The 22554-nt window shown below is 63.9% G+C and carries 25 protein-coding genes and 1 pseudogene; 14 read left to right on the top strand and 12 right to left on the bottom strand.

Going from position 1 to position 22554, the window contains the following annotated elements:
- Positions 1-48: 48 nt before the first annotated feature.
- Both ACYU8T_RS01190 and ACYU8T_RS01185 read right to left on the bottom strand, forming a co-directional pair.
- The gene (locus ACYU8T_RS01190) at positions 49-1167 is read right to left on the bottom strand and encodes an NAD(P) transhydrogenase subunit alpha (protein WP_461158251.1); all 1119 of its coding nucleotides are present in this window, start codon (positions 1165-1167) and stop codon (positions 49-51) included.
- Between the two features lie 26 nt (positions 1168-1193).
- On the bottom strand, positions 1194-1319 hold the full coding sequence (locus tag ACYU8T_RS01185; protein WP_461158250.1) for an aa3-type cytochrome c oxidase subunit IV: 126 nt from the start codon (positions 1317-1319) through the stop codon (positions 1194-1196).
- A 156-nt stretch (positions 1320-1475) separates the two neighbouring features.
- Here ACYU8T_RS01185 and ACYU8T_RS01180 point away from each other — a divergent pair, with 156 nt between their 5' ends.
- Entirely contained in the window at positions 1476-2924 is a 1449-nt protein-coding gene (locus ACYU8T_RS01180; protein ID WP_097091012.1) for a sigma-54-dependent transcriptional regulator, read from the top strand.
- An 88-nt stretch (positions 2925-3012) separates the two neighbouring features.
- A complete protein-coding gene (locus tag ACYU8T_RS01175) occupies positions 3013-3636 on the top strand; it encodes a hypothetical protein (protein WP_461158249.1) in 624 nt (207 codons plus the stop codon).
- A 168-nt stretch (positions 3637-3804) separates the two neighbouring features.
- Here ACYU8T_RS01175 and ACYU8T_RS01170 read toward each other — a convergent pair whose 3' ends face one another.
- Positions 3805-4620 carry an HpcH/HpaI aldolase/citrate lyase family protein gene (locus ACYU8T_RS01170; RefSeq protein WP_461158248.1) on the bottom strand — a complete coding sequence of 272 codons (816 nt, stop codon included), beginning with the start codon at positions 4618-4620 and terminating at the stop codon, positions 3805-3807.
- 100 nt (positions 4621-4720) lie between these two features.
- On the opposite strand from ACYU8T_RS01170, the gene ACYU8T_RS01165 reads away from it, so the two are divergent.
- The 3 genes from ACYU8T_RS01165 to ACYU8T_RS01155 all read left to right on the top strand — a co-directional run bounded on the left by ACYU8T_RS01165 (position 4721) and on the right by ACYU8T_RS01155 (position 6891).
- Entirely contained in the window at positions 4721-5692 is a 972-nt protein-coding gene (locus tag ACYU8T_RS01165; RefSeq protein WP_461158247.1) for an SPFH domain-containing protein, read from the top strand.
- Positions 5692-6135, top strand: a complete 444-nt coding sequence (locus ACYU8T_RS01160) for an NfeD family protein (protein ID WP_201514974.1) — start codon at positions 5692-5694, stop codon at positions 6133-6135. Before ACYU8T_RS01165 ends, ACYU8T_RS01160 begins: the two co-directional genes overlap by 1 nt.
- A 168-nt stretch (positions 6136-6303) precedes the next feature.
- On the top strand, positions 6304-6891 hold the full coding sequence (locus ACYU8T_RS01155) for a hypothetical protein (RefSeq protein ID WP_461158246.1): 588 nt from the start codon (positions 6304-6306) through the stop codon (positions 6889-6891).
- A 184-nt stretch (positions 6892-7075) separates the two neighbouring features.
- Here ACYU8T_RS01155 and ACYU8T_RS01150 read toward each other — a convergent pair whose 3' ends face one another.
- From ACYU8T_RS01150 to ACYU8T_RS01140, 3 genes are all read right to left on the bottom strand, one after another.
- Positions 7076-7891, bottom strand: coding sequence for a ferredoxin--NADP reductase (locus ACYU8T_RS01150; RefSeq protein ID WP_461158245.1), 816 nt, complete (start codon positions 7889-7891; stop codon positions 7076-7078).
- A 173-nt stretch (positions 7892-8064) separates the two neighbouring features.
- On the bottom strand, positions 8065-8382 hold the full coding sequence (locus tag ACYU8T_RS01145) for a hypothetical protein (protein ID WP_461158244.1): 318 nt from the start codon (positions 8380-8382) through the stop codon (positions 8065-8067).
- 143 nt (positions 8383-8525) lie between these two features.
- Positions 8526-10121 carry a phosphoenolpyruvate carboxykinase gene (locus ACYU8T_RS01140; RefSeq protein ID WP_247234739.1) on the bottom strand — a complete coding sequence of 532 codons (1596 nt, stop codon included), beginning with the start codon at positions 10119-10121 and terminating at the stop codon, positions 8526-8528.
- Positions 10122-10404: 283 nt separating this feature from the next.
- Here ACYU8T_RS01140 and ACYU8T_RS01135 point away from each other — a divergent pair, with 283 nt between their 5' ends.
- The 8 genes from ACYU8T_RS01135 (at position 10405) to ACYU8T_RS01100 (ending at position 17055) form a co-directional block, all read left to right on the top strand.
- Complete coding sequence (locus ACYU8T_RS01135) at positions 10405-11109, top strand: response regulator (protein ID WP_461158243.1); 705 nt, start codon at positions 10405-10407, stop codon at positions 11107-11109.
- Positions 11078-12673, top strand: coding sequence for a sensor histidine kinase (locus tag ACYU8T_RS01130; protein WP_461158242.1), 1596 nt, complete (start codon positions 11078-11080; stop codon positions 12671-12673). The genes ACYU8T_RS01135 and ACYU8T_RS01130 overlap by 32 nt, the downstream gene beginning before the upstream one ends.
- Before the next feature lie 93 nt (positions 12674-12766).
- Positions 12767-13201: an HPr kinase/phosphorylase gene (locus ACYU8T_RS01125; protein ID WP_461158241.1), complete on the top strand. Its 435-nt coding sequence runs from the start codon at positions 12767-12769 to the stop codon at positions 13199-13201.
- Complete coding sequence (gene rapZ, locus ACYU8T_RS01120) at positions 13198-14136, top strand: RNase adapter RapZ (protein ID WP_201514979.1); 939 nt, start codon at positions 13198-13200, stop codon at positions 14134-14136. Before ACYU8T_RS01125 ends, rapZ begins: the two co-directional genes overlap by 4 nt.
- Before the next feature lie 23 nt (positions 14137-14159).
- On the top strand, positions 14160-14564 hold the full coding sequence (locus ACYU8T_RS01115) for a PTS sugar transporter subunit IIA (RefSeq protein WP_097091003.1): 405 nt from the start codon (positions 14160-14162) through the stop codon (positions 14562-14564).
- Complete coding sequence (locus tag ACYU8T_RS01110) at positions 14561-14833, top strand: HPr family phosphocarrier protein (RefSeq protein WP_097091002.1); 273 nt, start codon at positions 14561-14563, stop codon at positions 14831-14833. The genes ACYU8T_RS01115 and ACYU8T_RS01110 overlap by 4 nt, the downstream gene beginning before the upstream one ends.
- A 66-nt stretch (positions 14834-14899) precedes the next feature.
- The gene (locus ACYU8T_RS01105) at positions 14900-15700 is read left to right on the top strand and encodes a TrmH family RNA methyltransferase (RefSeq protein WP_097091001.1); all 801 of its coding nucleotides are present in this window, start codon (positions 14900-14902) and stop codon (positions 15698-15700) included.
- Between the two features lie 89 nt (positions 15701-15789).
- A complete protein-coding gene (locus ACYU8T_RS01100) occupies positions 15790-17055 on the top strand; it encodes an MFS transporter (RefSeq protein WP_461158240.1) in 1266 nt (421 codons plus the stop codon).
- A 213-nt stretch (positions 17056-17268) separates the two neighbouring features.
- Here ACYU8T_RS01100 and rplS read toward each other — a convergent pair whose 3' ends face one another.
- The 6 genes and pseudogenes from rplS to ffh all read right to left on the bottom strand — a co-directional run bounded on the left by rplS (position 17269) and on the right by ffh (position 21373).
- A complete protein-coding gene (gene rplS, locus ACYU8T_RS01095; protein WP_022681436.1) occupies positions 17269-17637 on the bottom strand; it encodes a 50S ribosomal protein L19 in 369 nt (122 codons plus the stop codon).
- Between the two features lie 12 nt (positions 17638-17649).
- Complete coding sequence (trmD, locus tag ACYU8T_RS01090) at positions 17650-18381, bottom strand: tRNA (guanosine(37)-N1)-methyltransferase TrmD (RefSeq protein ID WP_461159718.1); 732 nt, start codon at positions 18379-18381, stop codon at positions 17650-17652.
- Positions 18378-18650 carry a hypothetical protein gene (locus ACYU8T_RS01085; protein WP_461158239.1) on the bottom strand — a complete coding sequence of 91 codons (273 nt, stop codon included), beginning with the start codon at positions 18648-18650 and terminating at the stop codon, positions 18378-18380. Before ACYU8T_RS01085 ends, trmD begins: the two co-directional genes overlap by 4 nt.
- 69 nt (positions 18651-18719) lie before the next feature.
- Positions 18720-19196 (bottom strand): annotated as a pseudogene (gene rimM / locus ACYU8T_RS01080) (ribosome maturation factor RimM); the annotation flags it as partial.
- Positions 19197-19331: 135 nt separating this feature from the next.
- A complete protein-coding gene (gene rpsP / locus ACYU8T_RS01075; protein ID WP_461158238.1) occupies positions 19332-19796 on the bottom strand; it encodes a 30S ribosomal protein S16 in 465 nt (154 codons plus the stop codon).
- A 104-nt stretch (positions 19797-19900) separates the two neighbouring features.
- The gene (ffh, locus tag ACYU8T_RS01070; RefSeq protein WP_461159717.1) at positions 19901-21373 is read right to left on the bottom strand and encodes a signal recognition particle protein; all 1473 of its coding nucleotides are present in this window, start codon (positions 21371-21373) and stop codon (positions 19901-19903) included.
- A gap of 380 nt (positions 21374-21753) precedes the next feature.
- On the opposite strand from ffh, the gene dapF reads away from it, so the two are divergent.
- The gene (gene dapF / locus ACYU8T_RS01065) at positions 21754-22554 is read left to right on the top strand and encodes a diaminopimelate epimerase (RefSeq protein ID WP_461159716.1); all 801 of its coding nucleotides are present in this window, start codon (positions 21754-21756) and stop codon (positions 22552-22554) included.

The raw sequence follows: 22554 nt of genomic DNA, 5'->3' as shown, positions 1-22554 counted from the left end.
CGAAGCCCTCCCCCTCAGGCTTTGCCAGAGGGGGAGGAGCATGCCGATTTACAGCAGGCGGTCGCTGACGACCTTGCCGCCCTGCGTCACGCGGATGGCGTTGCCGATTTCCTCGTCCAGCACCGGCGCATTCTGTTCCTTGTTCCAGAAGGCCGAGAGGAAATTATAGAGGTTGCGCGCGAACAGCGCCGAGGCGTCGGCGGCAAGGCGCGAGGGCACATTCTTGTGGCCCACGATCTTCACGCCATGACGCTCGACCACCTGGCCCAGCACTGCGCCTTCGACATTGCCGCCCTGTTCGACGGCGAGGTCGACGATCACGCTGCCCGGCTTCATCGTCGCGATTTGCGCATCGGTGATAAGGCGCGGCGCGGGCTTGCCCGGAATCAGCGCCGTCGTGATGACGATGTCCTGCTTGGCGATGTGGCTGGACACCAGTTCGGCCTGCGCCTTTTGGTAATCCTCGGACATTTCGGTGGCATAGCCGCCCTTGCCCTCGCCCTCGATGCCAGCGACGCTTTCGACGAAGACCGCCTTCGCGCCAAGGCTTTCAATCTGTTCCTTGGTCGCCGAGCGCACGTCGGTCGCCGACACCTGCGCGCCCAGGCGCTTGGCCGTCGCGATCGCCTGAAGCCCGGCGACGCCCACGCCCATGACGAAAGCCTTGGCCGGGGAGATCGTCCCCGCCGCCGTCATCATCATCGGGAAAGCGCGGCCATATTCGGACGCTGCGTCCAGCACCGCCTTGTAACCGGACAGGTTCGACTGCGAAGACAGGATGTCCATCGACTGCGCGCGCGTGATGCGCGGCATGAACTCCATCGCCAGCGCTTCATAGCCCGCCTGCGCATAGGCGTCGACGCGCGCGCGCTCGACAAAGGGGTTGAGGCCAGCGACGATCCACGCACCCGGCTTCGCGCCCGTGATGCTGGCGACGTCAGGACCCTGGACGCCCAGAATGATGTTCGCGCCCGCGACCGTCGCGGCGCGATCCGCAATGGTCGCGCCCATGGCGGCATAGTCGGCGTCGGCGATGGCGGCGGTCAGGCCCGCGCCCGCTTCGACGGCGACATCGGCGCCCAGCGCCTTGAACTTCTTGACGGTTTCCGGCGTACCGGCAACGCGGCGCTCACCCTCGGCGAGCTCCTTGATAATAGCGATTTTCATCGACATCCCCCTGGTGGCGCCGGTCTTTAGCTGGAGATCAGCAGAACGACGATCGCAGCGACGATCACGCTTGCAATAGTGCCCCACTTCACGAGGGCCACGAACCCTGTGTAGGTCTGGGTCGCGCTCTCCATATTTCCGTCTGACGCCATGTCCATTCCCTTGTCGCCTGTGTTTTTGAGCGGGCCCCTCTTATCGACAAGGTTCTCCCCCCTCAACCTCGAAACGGATGAAGAAAAACTTTCCGGTTAAGGGCGCCTTTACCCCCTTGGTCTAGGCTGGCGCCACGGAACAAGAAGAGGGGTAAGATGGCGCGCGACGGCGTTCCCATGCTGATGCTGATCGACGAAGAGCCCGCGCAACGCAGGCTCGTGTCCGCGCTGGCCGCCCGCGCTGGATGGCGCACGATCTTCGCCAATGACGGCGACATGGCGATCGCCATGCTCGGCACGCAGGATGGGATGCGACTGGACGCGGTGCTGCTCGACCAGTGGATTCCCGGTCCCGACGCGACCGGCCTCGTCCGCGAATTACGCAGCCGTCGGCCTGCGCTTCCCATATTGATATTGACCGCACACAACAGTGTCGCCGTTGCCGTGGACGCCATGCGTGCTGGCGCGACGGACTATCTCGCGAAGCCGGTCGCGCCGGAAAGGCTGCTCTCCGCGCTCAACGCCACCCTGTCGCAGGAGCACGGCAAGGGTGAGCTCCGCCCGCTTACGGAAAAGATATCCGCCGCCCTTTCTTTTGAAGATGTGGTCGGCGCCGCGCCGCAATTCCGCGCCGCCCTCGCGATCGCAGCCAAAGCGGCCCGCGCCCGCGTCCCCGTCCTGATCGAAGGCGAAAGCGGCGTCGGCAAGGATGTGATCGCCCGCGCCATCCACGCGGCCTCCCCCCGCCACAAGCAGGCGATGGTGACGGTGAACTGCGGCGCCATCCCCGCGAACCTCGTCGAATCGGACCTGTTCGGCCATGAGCGCGGCGCCTTTACCGGGGCCTTCGAGCGCCAGGTCGGCAAGTTCGTCGCCGCCGACATGGGCACCATCTTCCTCGATGAAGTCAGCGAAATGCCGCTCGATGCCCAGGTGAAGCTGCTGCGCGTCCTTCAGGACGGCGAGGTGCAGCCTATCGGTGCACGGCGGCCGGTCCATGTCGATGTGCGGATCATCGCCGCCACCAACAAGCGGCTGGTCGATGAGATCGAGGCGGGGCGTTTTCGCGAAGACCTTTATTACCGCCTGAACGTCGTACAGTTGACGATTCCGCCGCTGCGCGAGCGTATTGGCGACGTTCCCGCGCTTTGCCGTCATCTGCTCGCCCGCATCGCCAATCAGCCGGGGCTGCGCAGCCTGGGCCTGACCGACGATGCGCTCGCGCTGCTGATGCAGCATGAATGGCCGGGCAATGTGCGCCAGCTGCAAAACGCGCTCTTCCGCGCCGCCGTCCTGTGCGAGGGCGATGCGCTGACGCCGCAGGACTTTCCGCAGATCGCCGCGCAGATCCGGACGCGCGCCAGTGGCGAGCCGCTCCAGCCGCGCCTGCGCGCCGTGCCCGCGACTCACCGGGAAGCGGCGGGCATCACCCTGTTCGAAGGCGACGGCCATGTCCGCCAGCTTGCGGAGATCGAAGCGGACGTCATCCGCCTCGCGATCGGCCATTATCGCGGCCGCATGACGGAGGTCGCCCGCCGCCTGGGCATCGGCCGCTCGACGCTCTACCGCAAGCTCGCCGAACTCGGCATCGACAGCGCCGCCTGAACGCACCGGCGCAGCGCAACGCTCATCCTGCCGCTGCGGATATCGTTGCGCCGTTGAAATGTCGGGCTGGCTATGCTTTGGACTGGGCATGAAAAAACTCAGCCTGGCGACCGCTCTTCCCCTCCTCCTGCTGGTAGCCTGCGGGCGCGCCGAGCCGGTGGAAGATATGCCGAGCCAGGAAGAACTGGCGGCCGCCGCCAATGCCGCCGCTGCCAAGGCGCTTGCGGAGGGCAAGGCGGAAGCGGCCGAGAATCGCAATTATGTGAATGACGAACGCGGCTTTTCGATCAGCTTCCCGGAAGGCTGGGAAAAGGACAGCGGCGCCAGCACGCCGGACGGCACCGTCTATCAGGACCCGGGCGCAGGGGCCGACGTCCGCGTCTTCTGGCAGCGCAACGAGGACAAGCAATCGCTCCAGCAGGTCGTCCAGGCGATGAGCAGCGGTTCGGAAGGCGTCGACGGCGACTTCATCGGCGACAATGAATATCGCGGCACCGCCAATGACGGCGAAGGCAATAATGTCGCCGTCCGCCTCCTGCGCCAGCCTGACGGGGGCATCGTCACCGTGACGTTCGTCTATCCCGAAATGCTGAGCGAACAATATCAGCCGATCGCGAAAAGGGTGCTGGATAGCCTGCGTGTCTTTGCGACGAAGGGGGCAGCGCCGGAGATTGCAACGCCTGCTGAAGCCGGGAACGCTACGGAGCGCTGAGCGACCTCATCTCCCCTCCCGCCTGCGGGAGGGGAGATGTGATGAGGCTGCTCGCAAGATAATCCGTCATGCCAGCGCAGGCTGGCATCTCTCCCGATAGCGCTCAGCCTATCCTCACGAGATCCAAGCGTCCGCTGGGATGACGCGCCAGGCGAGTAGATCACCCCCTCAAGGCATAACCGCCTCCGCCCGAGCGATCAGCGCGCGCGCCTCCTCGACATGCATTCCCTCGATCATTCGCCCCTCGAACCGCTCCGCCCCGCCCGTCGCCGCCTCGATCAGCCGCCGCGCATCGGCTACCGCCTGCGCATCGGGGCCGAACACCTGGTTGGCGACCGGAACCTGGCTCGGGTGGATCAGCGTCTTGCCGTCGAAGCCCAGCGCATGCCCTGCCGCGCATTCCGCTTCGAACCCTGCCTCATCGTCCAACCGGTTGAACACGCCATCGAACACGGCGACCCGCGCCGCCCGCGCGCTCAGGATCACCGACTGGAGAGCGAAACTCAGCCCTTCCCTCCCAGCCGATGGAGGAATGCCAAGGTCCTGCCGCAGGTCATTGGTGCCCATGAAGATCCCGGCCGTCCCCTCTTCCGCGGCGATCGACGCAGCAGCAAGAACCCCGGCCGCGCTCTCGATCATGGCGAGGACAGGCTTTTGGCAGACGCTGAACACGTCCCGCACCTGCCTGCCATTTTCGACCTTGGGCAGGATGACATAGTTCGCTGCCGACTTCTTGACCGCAACCATTTCTGGCCCATGCCACGGCGTCCCTTCGACATTGATGCGGACTGCGCACAGCCGCTTGCCAAAGCCTTCCGCCGCCGCCTCCACGGCATTCGCGCGCGCTTCCTCCTTCATGTCGTCAGCCACCGCATCCTCCAGGTCCAGCATGACCATATCGCAGGACAGGGTGCGCGCCTTGGCGATGGCGCGCCTGTTCGATGCGGGCAGGAACAGCAGCGATCGGGCGTGGCGCAGCAACATGACAGGTCTCCTATTCGGGCCGGGCGGCAGCGGTGACGGTTTGACTTTTCCCGTTAATGATTTCGCGTCATAGTCAAGCGCTTCTTCGGGGGAGAGAAAGATGCTGACGACCTTCGCGCTGACCGTGACTTTCTTGGTGCTCTTCTATCTGGCCGTGAGCGTCAAGGTGGTGCGGCAGGGCTATCAATATACCATCGAACGCTTCGGCCGGTTCACCGAAGTGGCAAAGCCGGGCCTCAATTTCTACCCCGCCTTCTTCTACGCCGTCGGGCGCAAGATCAACATGATGGAACAGGTGGTCGACATTCCGGGGCAGGAGATCATCACCAAGGACAATGCCATGGTGTCGGTCGACGGCGTCGTCTTCTTCCAGGTGCTGGACGCCGCCAAGGCCGCCTATGAAGTGTCGGAGCTTTACGTCGCCATCATGCAGCTGGCGACCACCAACCTGCGCACCGTCATGGGCTCGATGGACCTCGACGAAACCCTGTCGAAGCGCGACGAGATCAACGCCCGCCTACTGTCCGTGGTCGATCACGCCACCAACGCCTGGGGCATCAAGATCACCCGTGTCGAGCTGAAGGACATCCGCCCGCCCGCAGACATCGTCAACGCCATGGGCCGCCAGATGAAGGCGGAGCGTGAAAAGCGCGCGCTGATTCTGGAATCGGAAGGTCTGCGCGCCTCTGAAATCCTGAAGGCCGAGGGGCAGAAGCAAAGCCAGATCCTGGAAGCCGAAGGCCGCCGCGAGGCCGCCTTCCGCGACGCCGAAGCCCGCGAGCGCGAGGCGGAGGCGGAAGCCAAGGCGACGCAGATGGTGTCCGAAGCCATCGCATCGGGCAACGCGCAGGCGATCAACTATTTCGTCGCCCAGAAATATGTCGAGGCGGTGAGCCAGTTCGCCAACTCGCCCAATGCCAAGACCATCCTCTTCCCCGTGGAAGCCACGCAGCTGATCGGCACGCTGGGCGGCATCGGCGCTCTGGCGAAAGAGGCCTTGGGCAGCGACGGCACACCCACCCCTCCCCCCGCCGCGACCCGCCGCAGCCCCTTTGCTCAGGGTCAGGGCTGATGGACTGGCTCGGCATGCTGGATGATCATTGGGGCTGGCTGGTCTTCGCCGCCCTGCTTGGCGTCGGTGAAGTCCTGTTGCCCGGCGTGTTCCTCATCTGGGTCGCGCTGGCGGCGGCGGTGACGGGACTGATCGCGCTGGCGCTGCCCGTCTCGGTGCCCGTACAACTGCTGATCTTCGCCCTGCTGTGCCTGCTTTCGGTCTGGGGCGGCCGCCGCTGGTATGCGGCCAATCCGGTGAACTCGCAGGACCCGCTGCTAAATGATCGCACCGCTCGCCTGATCGGCGAAGTCGTGCTGGTGGTCGAAGCCATCGAAGCAGGCCGGGGCCGCGTGAAGGTCGGCGACAGCGTTTGGTCCTGCCGAGGCCCCGACGCACCTGCGGGCAGCCACGTGCGCGTCATCGGCGCGGATGCATCGGTACTACAAGTGGAACCGGCCTAAACGGGTTTGGGTGGATTGCAGACTCTCGGCTTTTTGAGAGACTAAGACGTGAGTTAGCTTTAGCCAAGGCTCCGGTAAATCTCAGTTGCGTGGACAAATTGCGGTTTGGGCAGAGTTCCATCTGGACGTCATGTCGGAGATCTTTACCTCTACTGTTCTGTCTGACATTTGACGGTAATGGATATTCGACATTTCAAGCGGGCTGAAGAACATCGGAACGCATGCAAGGAGAAATTTTCCGCACTTGCTGAGGCTTCGGATTTCAGTGTGGCGGCCAGACGATGGTCAGAGTTTTTAGTCGAGCATCAACGATGGTTTACTCGGATGCAGCAGGCATTGGAACGTGGACCTTCGGCGGCTTGGTTTGGTACGCTTAAGGGTAGCCGTAAGTCCGATCCATTGTTCCATTATCTCCATCAGGCGCGCCACGCGGATGAGCATGGGCTGGAACGCATTGCAGATGCACAGCCCGGCAGTGTTGGGATTGGAGTCGGCGGCGGACGCGTCCACATTGAACGATTGATAATTGAGAATGGTGTCATTACTCATTTGGCCGGCTCTCAGGACGGCGGCCCTCTCAAGGTGCGCGTCACAGAAGCGCACCTCAAGCTAAATCAGGTCGAAAATCGCGGCGTTATCTATGACCCTCCAATCTGCGCCGCGCATGGCGAGCCATACTCCGCCATTCGCGCTGCGAAAGAATGCCTTGATGCGATGGAGATCGCCTCAAAAAAGGCGCAGGAGTTCTTCAATTGAGCGATCGAACGGACGCCGTGGCATCCGTGTCGATGGCACGGAAGCTGCCGTAGCGTAGCGGAGATTTCCACAAGTCAGCAATGGCCGATTTGTTCGCAGGTCCGCCGACGCTGTCCCGCTTATCAAAACCAAAAAGTGGCCAGCGTCGCCGCCAGCCCCTCTTGCACCAAAACTCTCCGCCAGTTCAGCCGACGAACGCACGCTCGATCACGAACGCCCCCGGCGCCGCGTTTGAGCCTTCGGTGAAGCCTTCGCCTTCGAAATAGGCGGCGAACTGCTTGATCATCTCCATGCTGCCGCACATCATGATGCGGTCGGTCTCCGGATTGAACTTCCTGTCGCCCGCAATGCCTTCGAACAGCGCGCCGCTTTCGACCAGCTTGTCGATGCGCACATTGTTGCGGAACGGCTCGCGCGTGACGGTCGGCACATAGTGGAACTGGTTCGCGGCCTGTTCAGACACCAGCGGATCTTCCGCCAGCTTGCCCGTCAGTTCGTCATGGAAAGCAAGGTCGCTGACCCGGCGGACCGAGTGGACGACGACGACCTCTTCATAAAAGTCATAGACGTCCGGATCGCGCGCCAGGCTGAGAAAGGGCGCGAGGCCCGTGCCGGTCGACAGCATGAAGAGGCGCTTGCCAGGCAGCAGCGCGTCGGTCACCAACGTGCCGGTTGGCTTGCGGCCGAGATAGATCTGGTCGCCCGGCTGGATCAGTTGAAGCTTGGAAGTAAGCGGCCCGTCCTGCACCTTGATCGACAGGAATTCCAGTTCCTCGTCCCAGGCGGGGCTGGCGACGGAATAGGCGCGCAGCAGCGGCTTGCCATTGTCGCCCTGAAGCCCGATCATCACGAACTCGCCCGAACGGAAGCGGAAGCTTGCCGGGCGGCTGATGCGGAAGCTGAACAGATGCTCGTTCCAATGCCGGACCGACAGCACGGTTTCGACAGTCAGGGCGCCGGTCGGTTCCAGTACCGGCTTTTCGATCGTCACGTCGCTCAAAACCTTGTCTCCTGCCAAATCCACTTCGCCAACGCCCGGTCAGGACGCCAGTTGCGTGGCTTTCGCAATAAGTGATGGCGGCGCGAATGCCTTTTCGGCCCGTCCAAGGCAAGGTGAAAAAACTTTCATGGCCGATAGCTGACGATCATGCCCGCACGCGTCAGCCGGATTTTTCAGCCGAACAATCCCTTGGCCAACCTGCTGAGTTCGCCGATCGGGCTGCCGTCGCCATCGCTGTCGAACAGGCCGCCCAGCTTGCCCAGCACCGCTTCGGGCCCGCCGAATTGGGCGAACAGTTCCTGCAACTTGTCGGCGGAAACGCCATGCTCCGCCGCCGTGGTGGCGAGCGCCGCGACATCGGTTTCGCCCGACGCGATCTTGCCGCCGATTTCCGCCATCAGCGCCTGCATCTGCTCGGCCGAAAGCCCCAGCTTCGCGGCCACCGCTTCCAATCCGCCCACGCTGTTTATCAGTTGGTCAAACATCATCATCATCCCGTTATATCAAGCGACAGGATAGCACCGCCAGCCGCTACCCGAAAGCAAAAGGCCGAAGGCAAAAGCGGCACAAAGCAAAAGAGCCGGAAAGGCGCATGCCCCCGGCTCCTTCACCTTTGCGATCGTCGGCCCTGCTATCAGGCAGCGGTCAGCGCAGCCTGCCGCACCGACGCATCGACATGCTCTTCGAACTGGGCGAAATTATCGACAAACTGCTTCACCAGCTTGCCCGCAGTCTCGTCATAGGCCGCCTGATCGGCCCAGGTCGCGCGCGGATCGAGGATGGTCGCATCGACGCCCGGCACCGCGACAGGAACCTGGAAGCCGAAATTGGGATCGACCCGGAACTCGGCATCGTTGAGGCTGCCGTCCAGCGCCGCGTTCAGCAGGGCGCGGGTAACCTTGATCGGCATGCGCTTGCCCACGCCATATTTGCCCCCCGTCCAGCCGGTGTTGACCAGCCAGCAAGTTACGCCGCCCTTGTTGATCCGGTCCTTGAGCAGATTGCCGTAGACCGAGGGGTGACGCGGCATGAAGGGCGCGCCAAAGCAGGTGGAGAAGGTCGCCGAAGGCTCCGTCACGCCGATTTCCGTACCCGCGACGCGCGCGGTATAGCCGGACAGGAAGTGGTACATCGCCTGGTCCGGGGTCAGCCGCGCGATCGGCGGCAGCACGCCATAGGCGTCGGCGGTCAGGAAGATGATATTCTTCGGCACCGGACCCAGATTCTTTTCCGACGCATTCGGAATGAAGTCGATCGGGTAGGAACCACGGCTGTTTTCAGCCAGGCTGTTGTCGTCGAGGTCGATTTCGCGCGTATCCTCGTCGATCACCACATTTTCCAGCACCGTGCCGAAACGCTTGGTGGTCGCGAAGATTTCCGGCTCGGCTTCGGCCGACAGGTTGATCATCTTGGCATAGCAGCCGCCTTCGAAATTGAAGACCGCCGTGTCCGACCAGCCATGTTCATCGTCGCCGATCAGCGTGCGGCTGGCATCGGCCGACAGCGTCGTCTTGCCGGTGCCGGACAGGCCGAAGAAGACCGCCGTATCACCGTTCGGGCCGATATTGGCCGAACAGTGCATGGGCATCACGCCCTTGGTCGGCAGCAGATAGTTGAGGATGCCGAAGACCGACTTCTTCATTTCGCCGGCATATTTGGTGCCGCCGATCAGGATCAGCTTTTCGCTGAAATTGACCGCGATCACCGTTTCGCTGCGCGAACCATGACGGGCCGGGTCAGCCTGGAAAGACGGCAGGTCGATGATGGTATATTCAGGGGCAAAGCCGCTCAGCTCTTCCGCCTTGGGCCGCACCAGCAGCGTGCGGATGAACAGGTTGTGCCAGGCAAGTTCGTTGATGACGCGGACGTTCACCCGATGCTCGGGCTGCGAACCGCCGAACAGATCTGCGACGTAGAGCTTTTCCTTCTGGCCCAGCGCCTTGAAAAAATCTTCCTTGAGCGCGGCGAAATGTTCGGGCGTCATCGGGACGTTGGTCTTGCCCCACCACACCGTGGATTCGGTCTCGGCGTCCTTGACGATGAACTTGTCGTTGGCCGAACGGCCGGTGTGCTTGCCGGTCTTGACGACCAGCGGGCCATCCTTGGACAGCATGCCTTCGCCATTTGCGATGGCAGCTTCGACGAGCGGCGCGGTGCCGAGATTCCAATGCAATTCAGCGGTCGTGGAAATGCCCTGCTGATCCAGGGTAATTGAGGATTTGGCCTGCACGCCTTAGCTCCTGATGTGACTACTCCGGCCCGCCAACTCGCGCTCGCGACCGATCCGCTCCTAGCGTCGCCGGCCTCATATGGGCGGCAACATTCCTGCAGATGGGGGGGCAATAAGCCTTTGCACCCCCAGCGTCAAATCCCGCCCGCACGCACTTTATCCCAGATTAACACGGGTAAACCGCATAATCGCCCGCCTACCCCTTTCTTGCGAGCGGGGCAGGCATCGTCTAACGCTGGATGGGAAGGCCTGAGCAGGGCGGCCACGATCTTTGGGAACAAGCATGACTCCAACCATCGCCCTTGTGGATGATGACAAGAATATCCTGACTTCCGTGTCCATCGCGCTGCAGGCCGAAGGCTTCCTGACGCGCCTCTATTCGGATCCGGAGGCGGCGCTGAAGGCGCTGCTCGACAATCCCGCCGACCTCGCCGTGTTCGACATCAAGATGCCGGGCATGGACGGCCTGGAACTGCTGCGGCGGCTGCGGGAAAAGAGCCAGATGCCGGTGATCTTCCTGACGTCCAAGACCGATGAGCTGGACGAGGCGCTTGGCCTTGCCATGGGTGCGGACGATTATATCGCCAAGCCCTTTTCCCAGCGCCTGTTGATCGCCCGCATCCGCGCCATCCTGCGTCGGTCTGAGGTAGGGCGGACGGCGGATGCGAGTGACGAGCCCGCCGCCGAACCGATCATACGCGGCCGCCTGGAAATGGACCCGGCCCGCCATCGCGTCAAATGGATGGGGCAGGACGTCACGCTGACGGTCACGGAGTTCCTGATCCTCGAAACGCTGGCGTCGCGGCCCGGCGTCGTCAAGAACCGCAACCAGTTGATGGATGCCGCGTATCAGGATGACGTCTATGTCGACGATCGCACCATCGACAGCCACATCAAGCGGCTCCGCCGCAAATTCCGAGAGGTTGATCCTGAATTCAACGCAATCGACACGCTCTATGGCGCCGGATATCGATTCTCCGAAGAATGATCCGCGGGACGGTGGGTTGCGCTGGTCAGGCCGCATCAGCCTGACTCCGCGCATCCTGGCGGTCAACGTGTTCGCGCTCGCCTTGCTGGCGGGCGGCTTCTTCTATCTGGACAGCTATCGAACCCGCATCGTTGACGCGCGGCTGGAGCAGTCCGCGCGCGAATTGAAGCTGCTCGCCATCGGGCTGGAGACGGCCCCGGCAGAACAACATAACGCTCTGATCGCCGCCTATGCCCGGCAAACGCACGATCGCGTTCGCCGCTATGGACCGGACGGGCGGCTGATCGCGGACAGTTTCGCCATGGATGCGCCCCGCTACCGGCTGCGCCTGCCGTCGGAAGAAGGCTGGCGGCGGCATGCCGCGCGTTTCCTCGACAAGGCGGTGGACCGCGTCGTCTTCGCCGATCGCCCGCCTAATTTCGAAGAACCTGCCGTGGACCGGGCGGATGCCTGGCCGGAGGTACTGCTCGCGCGCAAGACAGGCCAGCCGCAGGCGACGAACCGCTATGCCCCCGACCGCACCTTCATGATTTCGGCGGCGACGGGCATGAAGGACGGCGGCAGCCTCCTTGCGACCGAAAATGCGCGCGACATCACCCGGACGGTGCGAGCGGAGCGGCTGAGGCTCGGCATCGTCATCGCCGCCGCCGTGCTGGCGTCGGTTCTGCTCTCGCTGTTCCTCGCCCGGACCATCGTCCAGCCGCTGCAACGCCTGGCCCGCGCCGCCGTGCGCGTCCGCCTTGGCCGCGCGCGCGAGGTGACGGTGCCCCGCCTGCCGGAGCGGCGCGACGAGATCGGCATGCTCGCCCGCGCGCTTTCCGACATGAGCCACGCATTGAGGCAGCGGATCGACGCCACCGACGCCTTCGCGGCCGATGTCAGCCATGAACTCAAGAACCCCATCGCGTCGCTCCGTTCCGCCCTTGATGCGCTGGAACGGATCGACAAGCCCGAACTGCGCGACCAGCTGATGGCGATTGCGCAGGACGACGTGCGGCGGCTCGACCGGCTGGTTACCGATATCGCCGAAGCGTCGCGCATCGATGCCCAACTTTCCCGCACGCGGTTCGAACCCATCGACCTTGGCCTGTTGATCGAGCGCATGGTCGTGGCGCGCGAGGCACGGGGCGTTCCACGCGGCGTCCGGCTCGCCTTCGCCCGCCCGCGCAAGGATGTCGCCGTCGTGCTCGGCGAAGAGCAGCGCCTGCTCCGCGTGCTCGACAACCTTATCGACAACGCCATCTCCTTCTCGCCCGACGGCGGCCTCGTGCAGATCGTCGCCACGGTCGCCGATCATGAAGTGCTGGTCAGCGTGGAGGATGAAGGGCCCGGCGTGCCCGAGTCCCAGCGCGAACATGTCTTCCGCCGCTTCCACAGTGTCCGCCCGGAAACGGAAAGCTTTGGCAAGCATTCGGGCCTTGGCCTTGCCATCGCCCGGTCGATCGTCGAAGGCCACCAGGGCAAGATCAGCATCGCCGACCGCGAGGACAACCAGCGTGGCGCCTGTTTCATGCTGCGCCTGCCCATGGGGGTCGAGCGTGATCCCGGCATTGTCTCGGAATAGGACAAAGCGCTTAAGTTTTTGACGTTTGCGTTAATTTCCTGCGTCAATTCGATTCACACGCACCGCCGCAAGGTCTAAGAAGAGGTCAGGGACATGGCGGCGCAAGACTCAACCGAAACAGTGCACGCAACGAGCGTCGCGATAGCCGGGCGCGGCATTCTGCTATGTGGCGCAAGCGGCGCAGGGAAATCCGATCTGGCGCTGCGCCTGATCGATCGTGGCGCCATGCTCATCAGCGACGACTATACGATCGTGGAGCGCAATGGCGGGCAACTGACCGCGTCCGCACCCGCCACCATCGCTGGAAAAATGGAGGTGCGCGGGTTGGGAGTCGTGGACATGCCCTTTGTCGGCGAGGCACCGCTGGCGCTGGTCGTCGACCTTGCGCAGCATGTCGATCGCATGCCGGGTGATCCGGACGAATGGATCATCGCCGGCGCCCCGCTGCCCGTCATCAAGCTTTCGCCTTTCGAAGCGTCCGCCCCGATCAAGGTCGAACTGGCGCTGAATGCGGTGGGGCTGGCATGAGCGCGCCCACGCCCAAGACCATCCTCCTGGTGTCGGGCCTGTCCGGCGCGGGCAAGACGACCGCGCTCAAGACGCTGGAGGACATGGGGTGGGAAGTCGTCGACAACCTCCCGCTCCTCCTGCTGGAGCGGCTGCTCGACACGCCCGTGCCTGCGGGCCACGAGGAACTGGACGACCGGCCTTTGGCGCTCGGCATCGACGCGCGCACCCGTGGCTTCGACGCGCAGGCGATCGTCCAGCGGATCAAGGCGCTGCGTACCCGGCGCGGCCATGATGTCGAAACGCTCTTCCTCGACTGTTCCGACATGGAACTGGAACGCCGCTTTGCCGAAACGCGCCGCCGCCACCCGCTGGCGTCCGACCGTCCGGCCGCGCACGGGCTGGCGCGGGAGCGCGAGCTTACCGATCCCTTACGCCGCTGGGCGACCCATGTCATCGACACGACCAGCCTGACCAGCAACGGGCTGCAGCAGGAAATCCGCAACCGTTTTTCGCGCGACGGACTGTCTGCCCCGACGCTGACGATCATGTCCTTCGGCTTTTCGCGCGGCGTGCCCCTGAATGCCGATCTGGTGTTCGACATGCGCTTCCTGCGCAACCCGCATTGGGAAGCGGATTTACGCCCCCATACCGGGCTAGATCCTGGGGTCGCTGCCTATATCATCGAAGACCCCGCCTATGAGGACGCGGTGCACCGCATAGAGGAACTGCTCGCCCTCCTGATCCCGCGCTATGAGGAAAGCGGCAAATCCTATGTGACCGTCGCCTTCGGCTGCACCGGGGGACGGCACCGGTCGGTCCATGTCGCCGAGCGGGTCGCCAAATACTTGCAAGACGCGGGCTTTTCGCCCACGGTCTCGCACCGCAATATGGAATCAGCGCCCCAGGACAGTCTGGAGAAGCGCGAACCGGGAGGCCCGAAAGCTAAATCATGAAACAATCTGGGCCGGGTAGGTAGATGATAGGACTTGTTCTCGTCACGCATGGATCGCTGGCGACGGAATTCGTCGTCGCGATGGAGCATGTGGTCGGTCCGCAGCAGCAGATCGCGACCATCTGCATCGGCCCGGAAGACGACATGGAGGTTCGCCGCGCCGATATCGCATCGGCGGTGGAGCGGGTGAATGACGGTTCGGGCGTCATCCTGCTCACGGACCTGTTCGGCGGCACCCCGTCCAACCTTGCCATCTCTCTGCTGAAGGCGGGCGAGATCGAGGTGATCGCGGGGATAAACCTCCCCATGCTCATCCGCCTGGAAAGCGCGCGCAAGGTCATGGACGTGCGCCAGGCCGTCGCCGCCGCGCGCGAAGCGGGCCAGAAATATATCAGCGTCGCATCCGAATTGTTGGGCAGCACCACATGAGCGAAATCAGCAGGCAAGTTCTGATCAGCAACAAGCGCGGCCTGCACGCGCGCGCCAGCGCCAAGTTCGTGACGCTGGCAAGCGGCCTCCCCGCCCAGATCACCGTGCGCAAGGACGGCAGCGAAGTGACCGGCACGTCGATCATGGGCCTCATGATGCTGGGCGCGGCGCTGGGCGATTCCATCACCATCAGCGCCCAAGGGCCCGATGCCGAAGAATCGCTCGGCAAGCTGGTGACGCTGGTCGAAGACAAGTTCGGCGAAGAATAGCTCTTCCGCGCTCCGCCCCGGCCCGATAGAGAGGCCGCCTCATCCTTCAGGAGGAAAGCAGGCGCAGTGGCACGCGAGATCACCGGATTTTCCAACCCGCTGGTGAAGCGCGTCCGCTCCTTGCGCGAAAAGAAGTTCCGCAAGGCCGAGGGGCTGTTCCTGGCCGAGGGCCTCCGCATCCTCACCGAAGCGCGCGAGGAAGGCGTGCTGCCGGAAATGCTCTTCCACGCCGGGTCCACCCACCCGCTCGCCGCAGAGCTGATCGCCGCGATGGAGGCGTCAGGCGGCGATGTCATCGAAACCACGCCCGACATCCTGTCCAAGATTTCCGGCAAGGATAATGCGCAGGCGGTCGTCGGCGTCTATCGCGACCGGCTGACCCCCTTGGCGAAGCTCGACCGGAGCAAGGCCGACATCTGGATCGTCGCCCAGTCGCTGCGCGATCCCGGCAACCTCGGCACCATATTGCGCACTGGCGATGCGGTGGGGGCTGGCGGCCTCATCCTGATCGACGATTGCGTCGACCCCTTCTCGGTCGAATCCGTTCGCGCATCGATGGGCGCGCTTTTCACCCAGTCGATCACCCAGGCGCGCTGGGGCGAATTCATGCACTGGCTGCGGCAAGGGCCGGGCGAACTCATCGGCACCAGTCTCAAAGCGACGCAGGATTATCAGGAACCGCGCTATGCCAGCCCCTCTTTCCTGCTGGTCGGCAACGAGGCGCAGGGCCTGCCCGAAGCCTATGAGGCGGAATGCGATCAGCTGGTGAAGATGCCGATGCTTGGCAAAGCCGACAGCCTCAACGCTGCCGTCGCCTGCGCCGTAATGGCCTATGAACTGCTGAACCAGAGGCGAGCGAAACGATAACGATAAGCCAACCATTCCCCTCAACGGGGGCGAGGTGATCCAGAATGTGGGGGATAGAGAGAAAGATGGCAAGCGAGGGAATAGGCGCAATGCTGCGCCACAAACGGGTGCTGGCGGCTAGCCTCATCGGCACGGCGGTCGAATTCTACGACTTCTACATCTACGCCACCGCCGCAAGCCTGATCTTTCCCTCGCTCTTCTTCCCCTCATCCTCGCCCACGGCGCAGTTGATGGCGTCATACGGCTCCCTCGCCCTCGCCTTCTTCGCACGGCCTTTGGGCGCAGCGGTGTTCGGCCATTATGGCGACCGCATCGGCCGGAAGGCGACGCTCGTTACCTCTCTCATGCTGATGGGCGGATCGACGCTCGCTATCGGCTTCCTGCCGACTTACCAGATGATCGGCTGGTGGGCGCCGCTCATCCTCTGCATCCTGCGCTTCGGGCAAGGTTTGGGACTTGGCGGCGAATGGGGCGGCGCGGCGCTGCTGGCGGTCGAAAATGCCCCTCCCGGCTGGCGAGCGCGCTTCGGCATGTTCCCGCAACTGGGCGCGCCGGTCGGCTTCATCGCCGCCAACGGCCTGTTCCTGATCCTCGGCATGTTCCTCACCGATGAGGATTTCTTCGCCTGGGGCTGGCGCCTGCCCTTCCTCGGCAGCGCGGTGCTGGTCATCCTTGGCCTCTGGATACGGCTGAAGCTCACTGAAACGCCGGAATTCGCCGCGGCCAAGGCCGAAGCGCCGCCACCCGCCGTCCCGCTGGCTACACTGTTCCAGAACCATCTTGGCGCGGCGATCGCGGGGACGTTCGCGTGCGCGGCCTGCTTTGCCGTCTACTATATCGCGACCGCATGGGCGCTGGGCTATGGCACGACCGCGCTGAAGATCGACCGCGAGACATTCCTGGCCATCCAGTTGGGCGCGATCCTGTTCATGGCGTTCAGCATCATATTGGCAGGATGGTGGGCCGACCGCAGCAGCCCGACCCGCGTGCTGGCATGGGGTTGCGTGGGCACGGTGGCGATGGGCGTGATCTTCGGCCCGGCAATGGGCACGGGAGCCTTGTTGCCGATCTTCCTGATACTCAGCCTCGCACTGTTTCTGATGGGCTTCGTATACGGGCCGCTCGGGGCTTATCTGCCGCACTTGTTCCCGGTGCAACTACGCTATACCGGCGCGTCCTTCGCCTTCAACCTGGGCGGCATCATCGGCGGCGCGCTGGCGCCGATCGTCGCGACCTGGTTGATTGCTGCGCAGGGGGTGGAACTGGTCGGCCTCTACATGACCGCCGTGGCGCTGGTCAGCCTTATCGGCCTGTGGTTCACGAGCCGGACCGGCAAGCGCGACGCTGTCCGCTGAGGGGAAACTGCCGGCCAACGCCTCTCCTCCCCTCCCGCCTGCGGGAGGGGCCGGGGGTGGGCCAGCGCAACGCCGAATTTTCGTCTAAGCCAGCCCAAAGCTCGCTCCGCTCGCCCCACCCCCCCCGCAGGCGGCAGGGGGAACAGACACAAAAAGGCGGCGCTCCTTCAGGAACGCCGCCTCTTCATCTTGGCCGTCAAGCCGCGAGGAAAATCAATCCTCGCTGCGGACGTCGCGGCGCTCGGCGATACGAGCGCGCTTGCCGGTACGGCCGCGCAGATAGTAGAGCTTCGCACGACGCACCACGCCACGGCGGACGACAGTGATCGAATCGATGTTCGGCGAATAGAGCGGGAATACGCGCTCCACGCCTTCACCGAACGAAATCTTGCGCACGGTGAAGTTGCTGCCCATGCCCTTGTTGGAGCGGGCGATGCAGACGCCTTCGTAGTTCTGGACGCGGCTGCGGTCACCTTCGATGACCTTCACGCCGACGCGCAGCGTGTCACCGGGGCGGAATTCCGGGATATCCTTGGCGAGAGCCGCGATGTTCTCGGCCTCGATCTGCTGGATCAAGTTCATTTGACTTAGGTCCTACTTTTCGCGTTGCGCACCAGAGGGCGGCTGGTCCCGAACGCCGATATGACGTTCCCAAAGGTCCGGCCGCCTTAGCCGTGTGTCATCCTCCGCCCTTTGTTTCCGCCAGGCGGCGATCTTCGCATGATCCCCCGATCGCAACACTTCAGGGATCGTGCGCCCTTCCCACATAGCGGGCCGGGTATAGTGCGGATATTCGAGAAGGCCGCTTTCGAAGCTCTCTTCATCCCCACTGGAAGCCGCGCCCATTACTCCGGGAAGCAACCGAATGCAAGCGTCCAGCAGCATCAACGCGCCCATCTCTCCACCCGACAGGATGATGTCGCCCATGCTGATCTGCTCAATGGGCCGCGCCTCGAAAATGCGCTCGTCAAAGCCTTCGAACCTGCCGCAAAGGATCGTTGCGCCTGGCCCCGCTGCGAGTTCCCGCACGCGGCCTTGCGTGATCGGCCTGCCACGCGGCGTCATCGCGATCACCGGCAGATCGGGCCGCTTTTCCAGCGCATGGTCGATGGCAAGTCCAAGGATGTCGGCGCGCAGCACCATGCCCGCCCCGCCGCCCGCGGGCGTATCGTCCACGGTTCTGTGCTTGTCGGTCGCAAAGTCGCGGATGTGGATCGGATCGCACGACCACTTCCCCTCGCTGAGCGCTCGCCCGGCCAGCGACACGCCCAAGGGCCCGGGAAACATCTCCGGATAGAGCGTCAGGATTTGCGCTGCAAAGATCATGCGCGACGTGCCCTCATCCACGCCGCCGCCATGCCGCCCAATAGCGACAACGCACCCCCGGCGATCAGCGATAGGCCGATGCCCCGCTGAAGATCGGCAAAGGGCCGCTCAGGGTGCAGCAGCGATGGCAGCAGGAACAGCATCGGAAAAGGCGCGACCAATGCCACGGCCGCCGCGACTTTCCGCCCCCGCGTCCAGCCCATGCCGAACAGCCGCCATCCAGCAGCGACCGTCAGCAGCATGTAGAAGGCGATGAGGGCTTTGGGCATGATGGACCTGATAGTTCTTCGTCATGCTGAACTTTTTAGCATGACGCTTGAGGAGAGGTATCCCATCCCTCAAACCGCAAAAGCCGCCTCAATCACCGCGCGATCGTCTGCGATCGTCACCGCATGCATCGGCGCCATGAAGCGCTTGCCGGTCGGCCGCTCCACCTCGATGATGTCGCCAGCGCCGAAATTCTCGACCGCGACGATATTGCCCAGCCCATCGCCATCGCTGGAAAAGCAAGGCAGGCCGATCAGGTCGGCATGATAATATTCACCCTCCTCCAGCGGAGGCAGGGCCGATCGAGGCACGGTGAGTTCCGTGCCGCGCACAGCTTCCGCTTGGCTACGGTCCCCGATCTCGGCGAAACGCGCCACCGCGCCATTGGGCCCGGGGCGCACCGACTTCAACGTCAGCGTGCCGCCCGCAGCGTCGAAGCTCTTGTAGGATTTGAGGGTTTCCACCCCCTCCCCGAAGAGCTTCAAACGAACCTCGCCCGACACCCCATGCGCGCCAATGATGACGGCGAGAGTGACAGCGCGCGAAGAGGCTAGCCCCTCCCCTTCAGGTTCAACCGAGTCACGTGCCTCGGTTGAAGGGTTGGGCTGGGGGGTGCCGGGCGCGGAGCCATTGTCAGCCCCCACCCCCGGCCCCTCCCCTGAAGGGGAGGGGTGATTACCCATTTAGCCTTCCGCCTGCTCTTCAGCAGCCGCTTCGGGAGCAGCTTCTTCCGCAGGCACTTCTTCAGCGGCCGGAGCAGCAGCAGCCTCAGCGGCGGCGGCCTTGGCAGCTTCGGCAGCTTCAGCGGCTTCGGCAGCCTTGGCGGCGCGGTCTTCGGCGCGATCCTTGGCCTTCTGGCCCGGCTCAGCCTTCTTCGGGTTGTTGCGGGCAGCGCGTTCCTTCACGCCAGCCGCGTCCAGGAAACGGGCAACGCGATCGGTCGGCTGCGCGCCAGCGGCAACCCAGTGCTTCGCGCGCTCGACGTCGATCACGACGCGCTTTTCATCGCCCTTGGGCAGGACGGGGTTGTAGCTGCCGATGCGCTCGATGAACTTGCCGTCACGCGGGGCGCGGCTGTCAGCCACGACGATGCGGTAATAAGGACGCTTCTTGGAACCACCGCGCGAAAGACGAATGGACGTTGCCATGCTGTTTTTGACCTTTCTACTCTAATCTACTTAGCTTCAATTCATCATCCCAGCGGAAGCTGGGATCTTGTGCCTGAAATCACAGCCTTCGCTGGGATGACGGGCTATTTCTTCATGAAATTCTGAAAGCCCGGCGGCAGGTTCGGCATGTTGCCACCCCCGCCCAGGCCACCCAATCCACCGAGCCCGCCGAGGTCCGGCGCGCCGCCCGCGCCGCCCATCAGCTTTTCCATGCCGCCGCCGGTGAACATCTTGGCGAGGCCCTTCAATCCGCCCATCTTGCGGATCTTCTTCATCGCCGTTTCCATCTCCTGATGCATTTTCAGGAGCTTGTTGACTTCCTGCACAGTGCGGCCGGCACCCTTGGCGATGCGGATCTTGCGCTTGGCGTTGATCAGGCCGGGCTTCTCCCGCTCCTTGGGCGTCATGGAGCCGATCATCGCATCGAGATGGATCAGCGTCTTGTCATTGGCGCCGCTCGCCGCCATCGCGGCCTGCGCCTTCTTGAGGCCCGGCAGCATGCCCGCCAGCGCGCCAAGGCCGCCCATGCGTTGCATCTGCTTCAACTGCGCGCGCAGGTCGTTCATGTCGAACTGACCCTTGGCCATTTTCTTGGCGAGCTTCTCGGCTTCCTCGGCATCGACAGCCTCTGCCGCCTTCTCGACAAGGCTGACGACGTCGCCCATGCCCAGGATACGCTGCGCCACGCGCGCGGGATGGAAAGGCTCGATCGCGTCCAGCTTTTCGCCCGTGCCCGCGAACTTGATCGGACGGCCCGTAACGGCGCGCATCGACAGCGCCGCACCACCGCGCGCATCGCCGTCCATGCGGGTCAGCACCACGCCGGTCAGCGGCACCTGAGCGGTAAAGCTGGTCGCGACGTTCACCGCGTCCTGGCCGGTCAGCGAGTCGACGACGAGCAGGATTTCCGCCGGGTCGGAGACTTGCGCCACCGCCTTCATCTCGTCCATCAGCGCCTGATCGACGTGCAGACGGCCCGCGGTATCGAGCATCACCACGTCGAAGCCCTGGAGCTTCGCCGCCTGAAGCGCGCGCTTGGCGATATCGACCGGCTGCTGGCCCGGCACGATCGGCAGGGTCGCGACATCGGTCTGCGTGCCCAGCACCGCCAGCTGTTCCTGCGCCGCCGGACGCTGAACGTCGAGCGACGCCATCAGAACCTTCTTGCGCTCTTTTTCCTTCAGGCGCTTGGCGATCTTCGCGGTGGAGGTGGTCTTGCCCGAACCCTGCAGACCGACCATCATGATGACGGCGGGCGGGCTGACATCGATCAGAAGGTCACTGGTTTCCGCGCCCAGCGTTTCGGTGAGCGTGTCCGAGACGATCTTGACGACCATCTGGCCCGGCGTGACCGACCGCAGCACGTCGCTGCCCACGGCGCGTTCGGTCGCCTGATCAACGAACTGGCGCACCACCGGAAGCGCGACGTCGGCCTCCAACAGCGCGATTCGCACCTCGCGCATCGCGGCGCGGACATCGTCCTCCGTCAGCGCACCGCGCCCACGCAGCTTGTCGAATACCCCGCTCAGACGATCGCTTAGCGAATCGAACATCATCACCTCATTTGGGCCCGAAAGCCCGGAAAAGCTTGCCACCCCGCCAAACGACAAAATCGCCGGCGGGCGAAACCTCGCCGGCCAGCGTCCATCCGGTACTCCCTAGTGAGCGCCATGGATCTGTCAGGGTATCGAACGGCGAACCGTCCAATTGCGATGTGCCCCTTAGCGGAAAGGGTGCAGCGATGCAACCGGCGCGCCAACTCCCTCCGTCAGCCTGCCCCCCAACGTCATGCCAGCGAAGGCTGGCATCTCAGGAGACGTCGCCCGAGGCAGCCCGAGATCCCAGCCTTCGCTGGGATGACGGATGATTTGCCGGGGCCTGGGATAAAACGGCAACTCTGGCCTTTTCCCCGCACAGCCCCTACATGCGCCCGCCTATGGGACGCTTCTCCAAAATGCACGGGCTGGGCAATGATTTCGTCGTGATCGACGCGCGCGAGGACGCGGTCGATATGACATCCACGCGGGCTCAGGCCATTGCCGATCGCCACGCCGGCATCGGCTGCGATCAGCTCATCCTCATCGGGCAATCCGATCGCGCGGACGTATCGATGCGCATCTTCAACAGCGATGGCAGCGAAGTCGAAGCCTGCGGCAACGCCACCCGCTGCGTGCCCCTTTTCGTCGGCCGCGACGTCCTGATCGAAACCAAGGCGGGCCTGCTTGATGCGAAGGCCGTCAACGGTGGCGCCAGCGTCGACATGGGCGCGCCCCGGCTGGACTGGGACGCCATTCCGCTCGCCTATGCGATGGACACGCTCACCATGCCGGCCAGCTGGGAAGACCTTCCCGCCCCCGCCGCCGTCAACGTCGGCAATCCGCATGTCGTCTTCTTCCTTGACGATATGAACGGTGTGAACTTCGACCATTTGGGCCCGATGATCGAGACCGATCCGCTCTTCCCTGCCCGCGTGAACGTGAACTTCGCGCAGGTCGTCGGCGACAATCATATCCGATTGGTCGTATGGGAGCGCGGCGCTGGCCTCACCCGCGCCTGCGGCACAGGAGCCTGCGCGACAGCCGTCGCAGCGGTCCGTCGCAAGCTCGTCAGCGGGCCGACGCGCGTCACGCTGCCCGGCGGCGATCTCGTCATCGACTGGCAGCCCGGCGGTCACATCATGATGACCGGCCCCGCCACCCACGTCTTCGATGGCGAGGCTGACTGGACGCGCTTTTAG

The sequence above is a fragment of the Sphingobium sp. TomMM35A genome, from assembly GCF_054771735.1.
The sequence above is the reverse complement of the archived record's forward strand: the minus strand, read 5'-3'. Positions and strand labels throughout refer to the sequence as shown.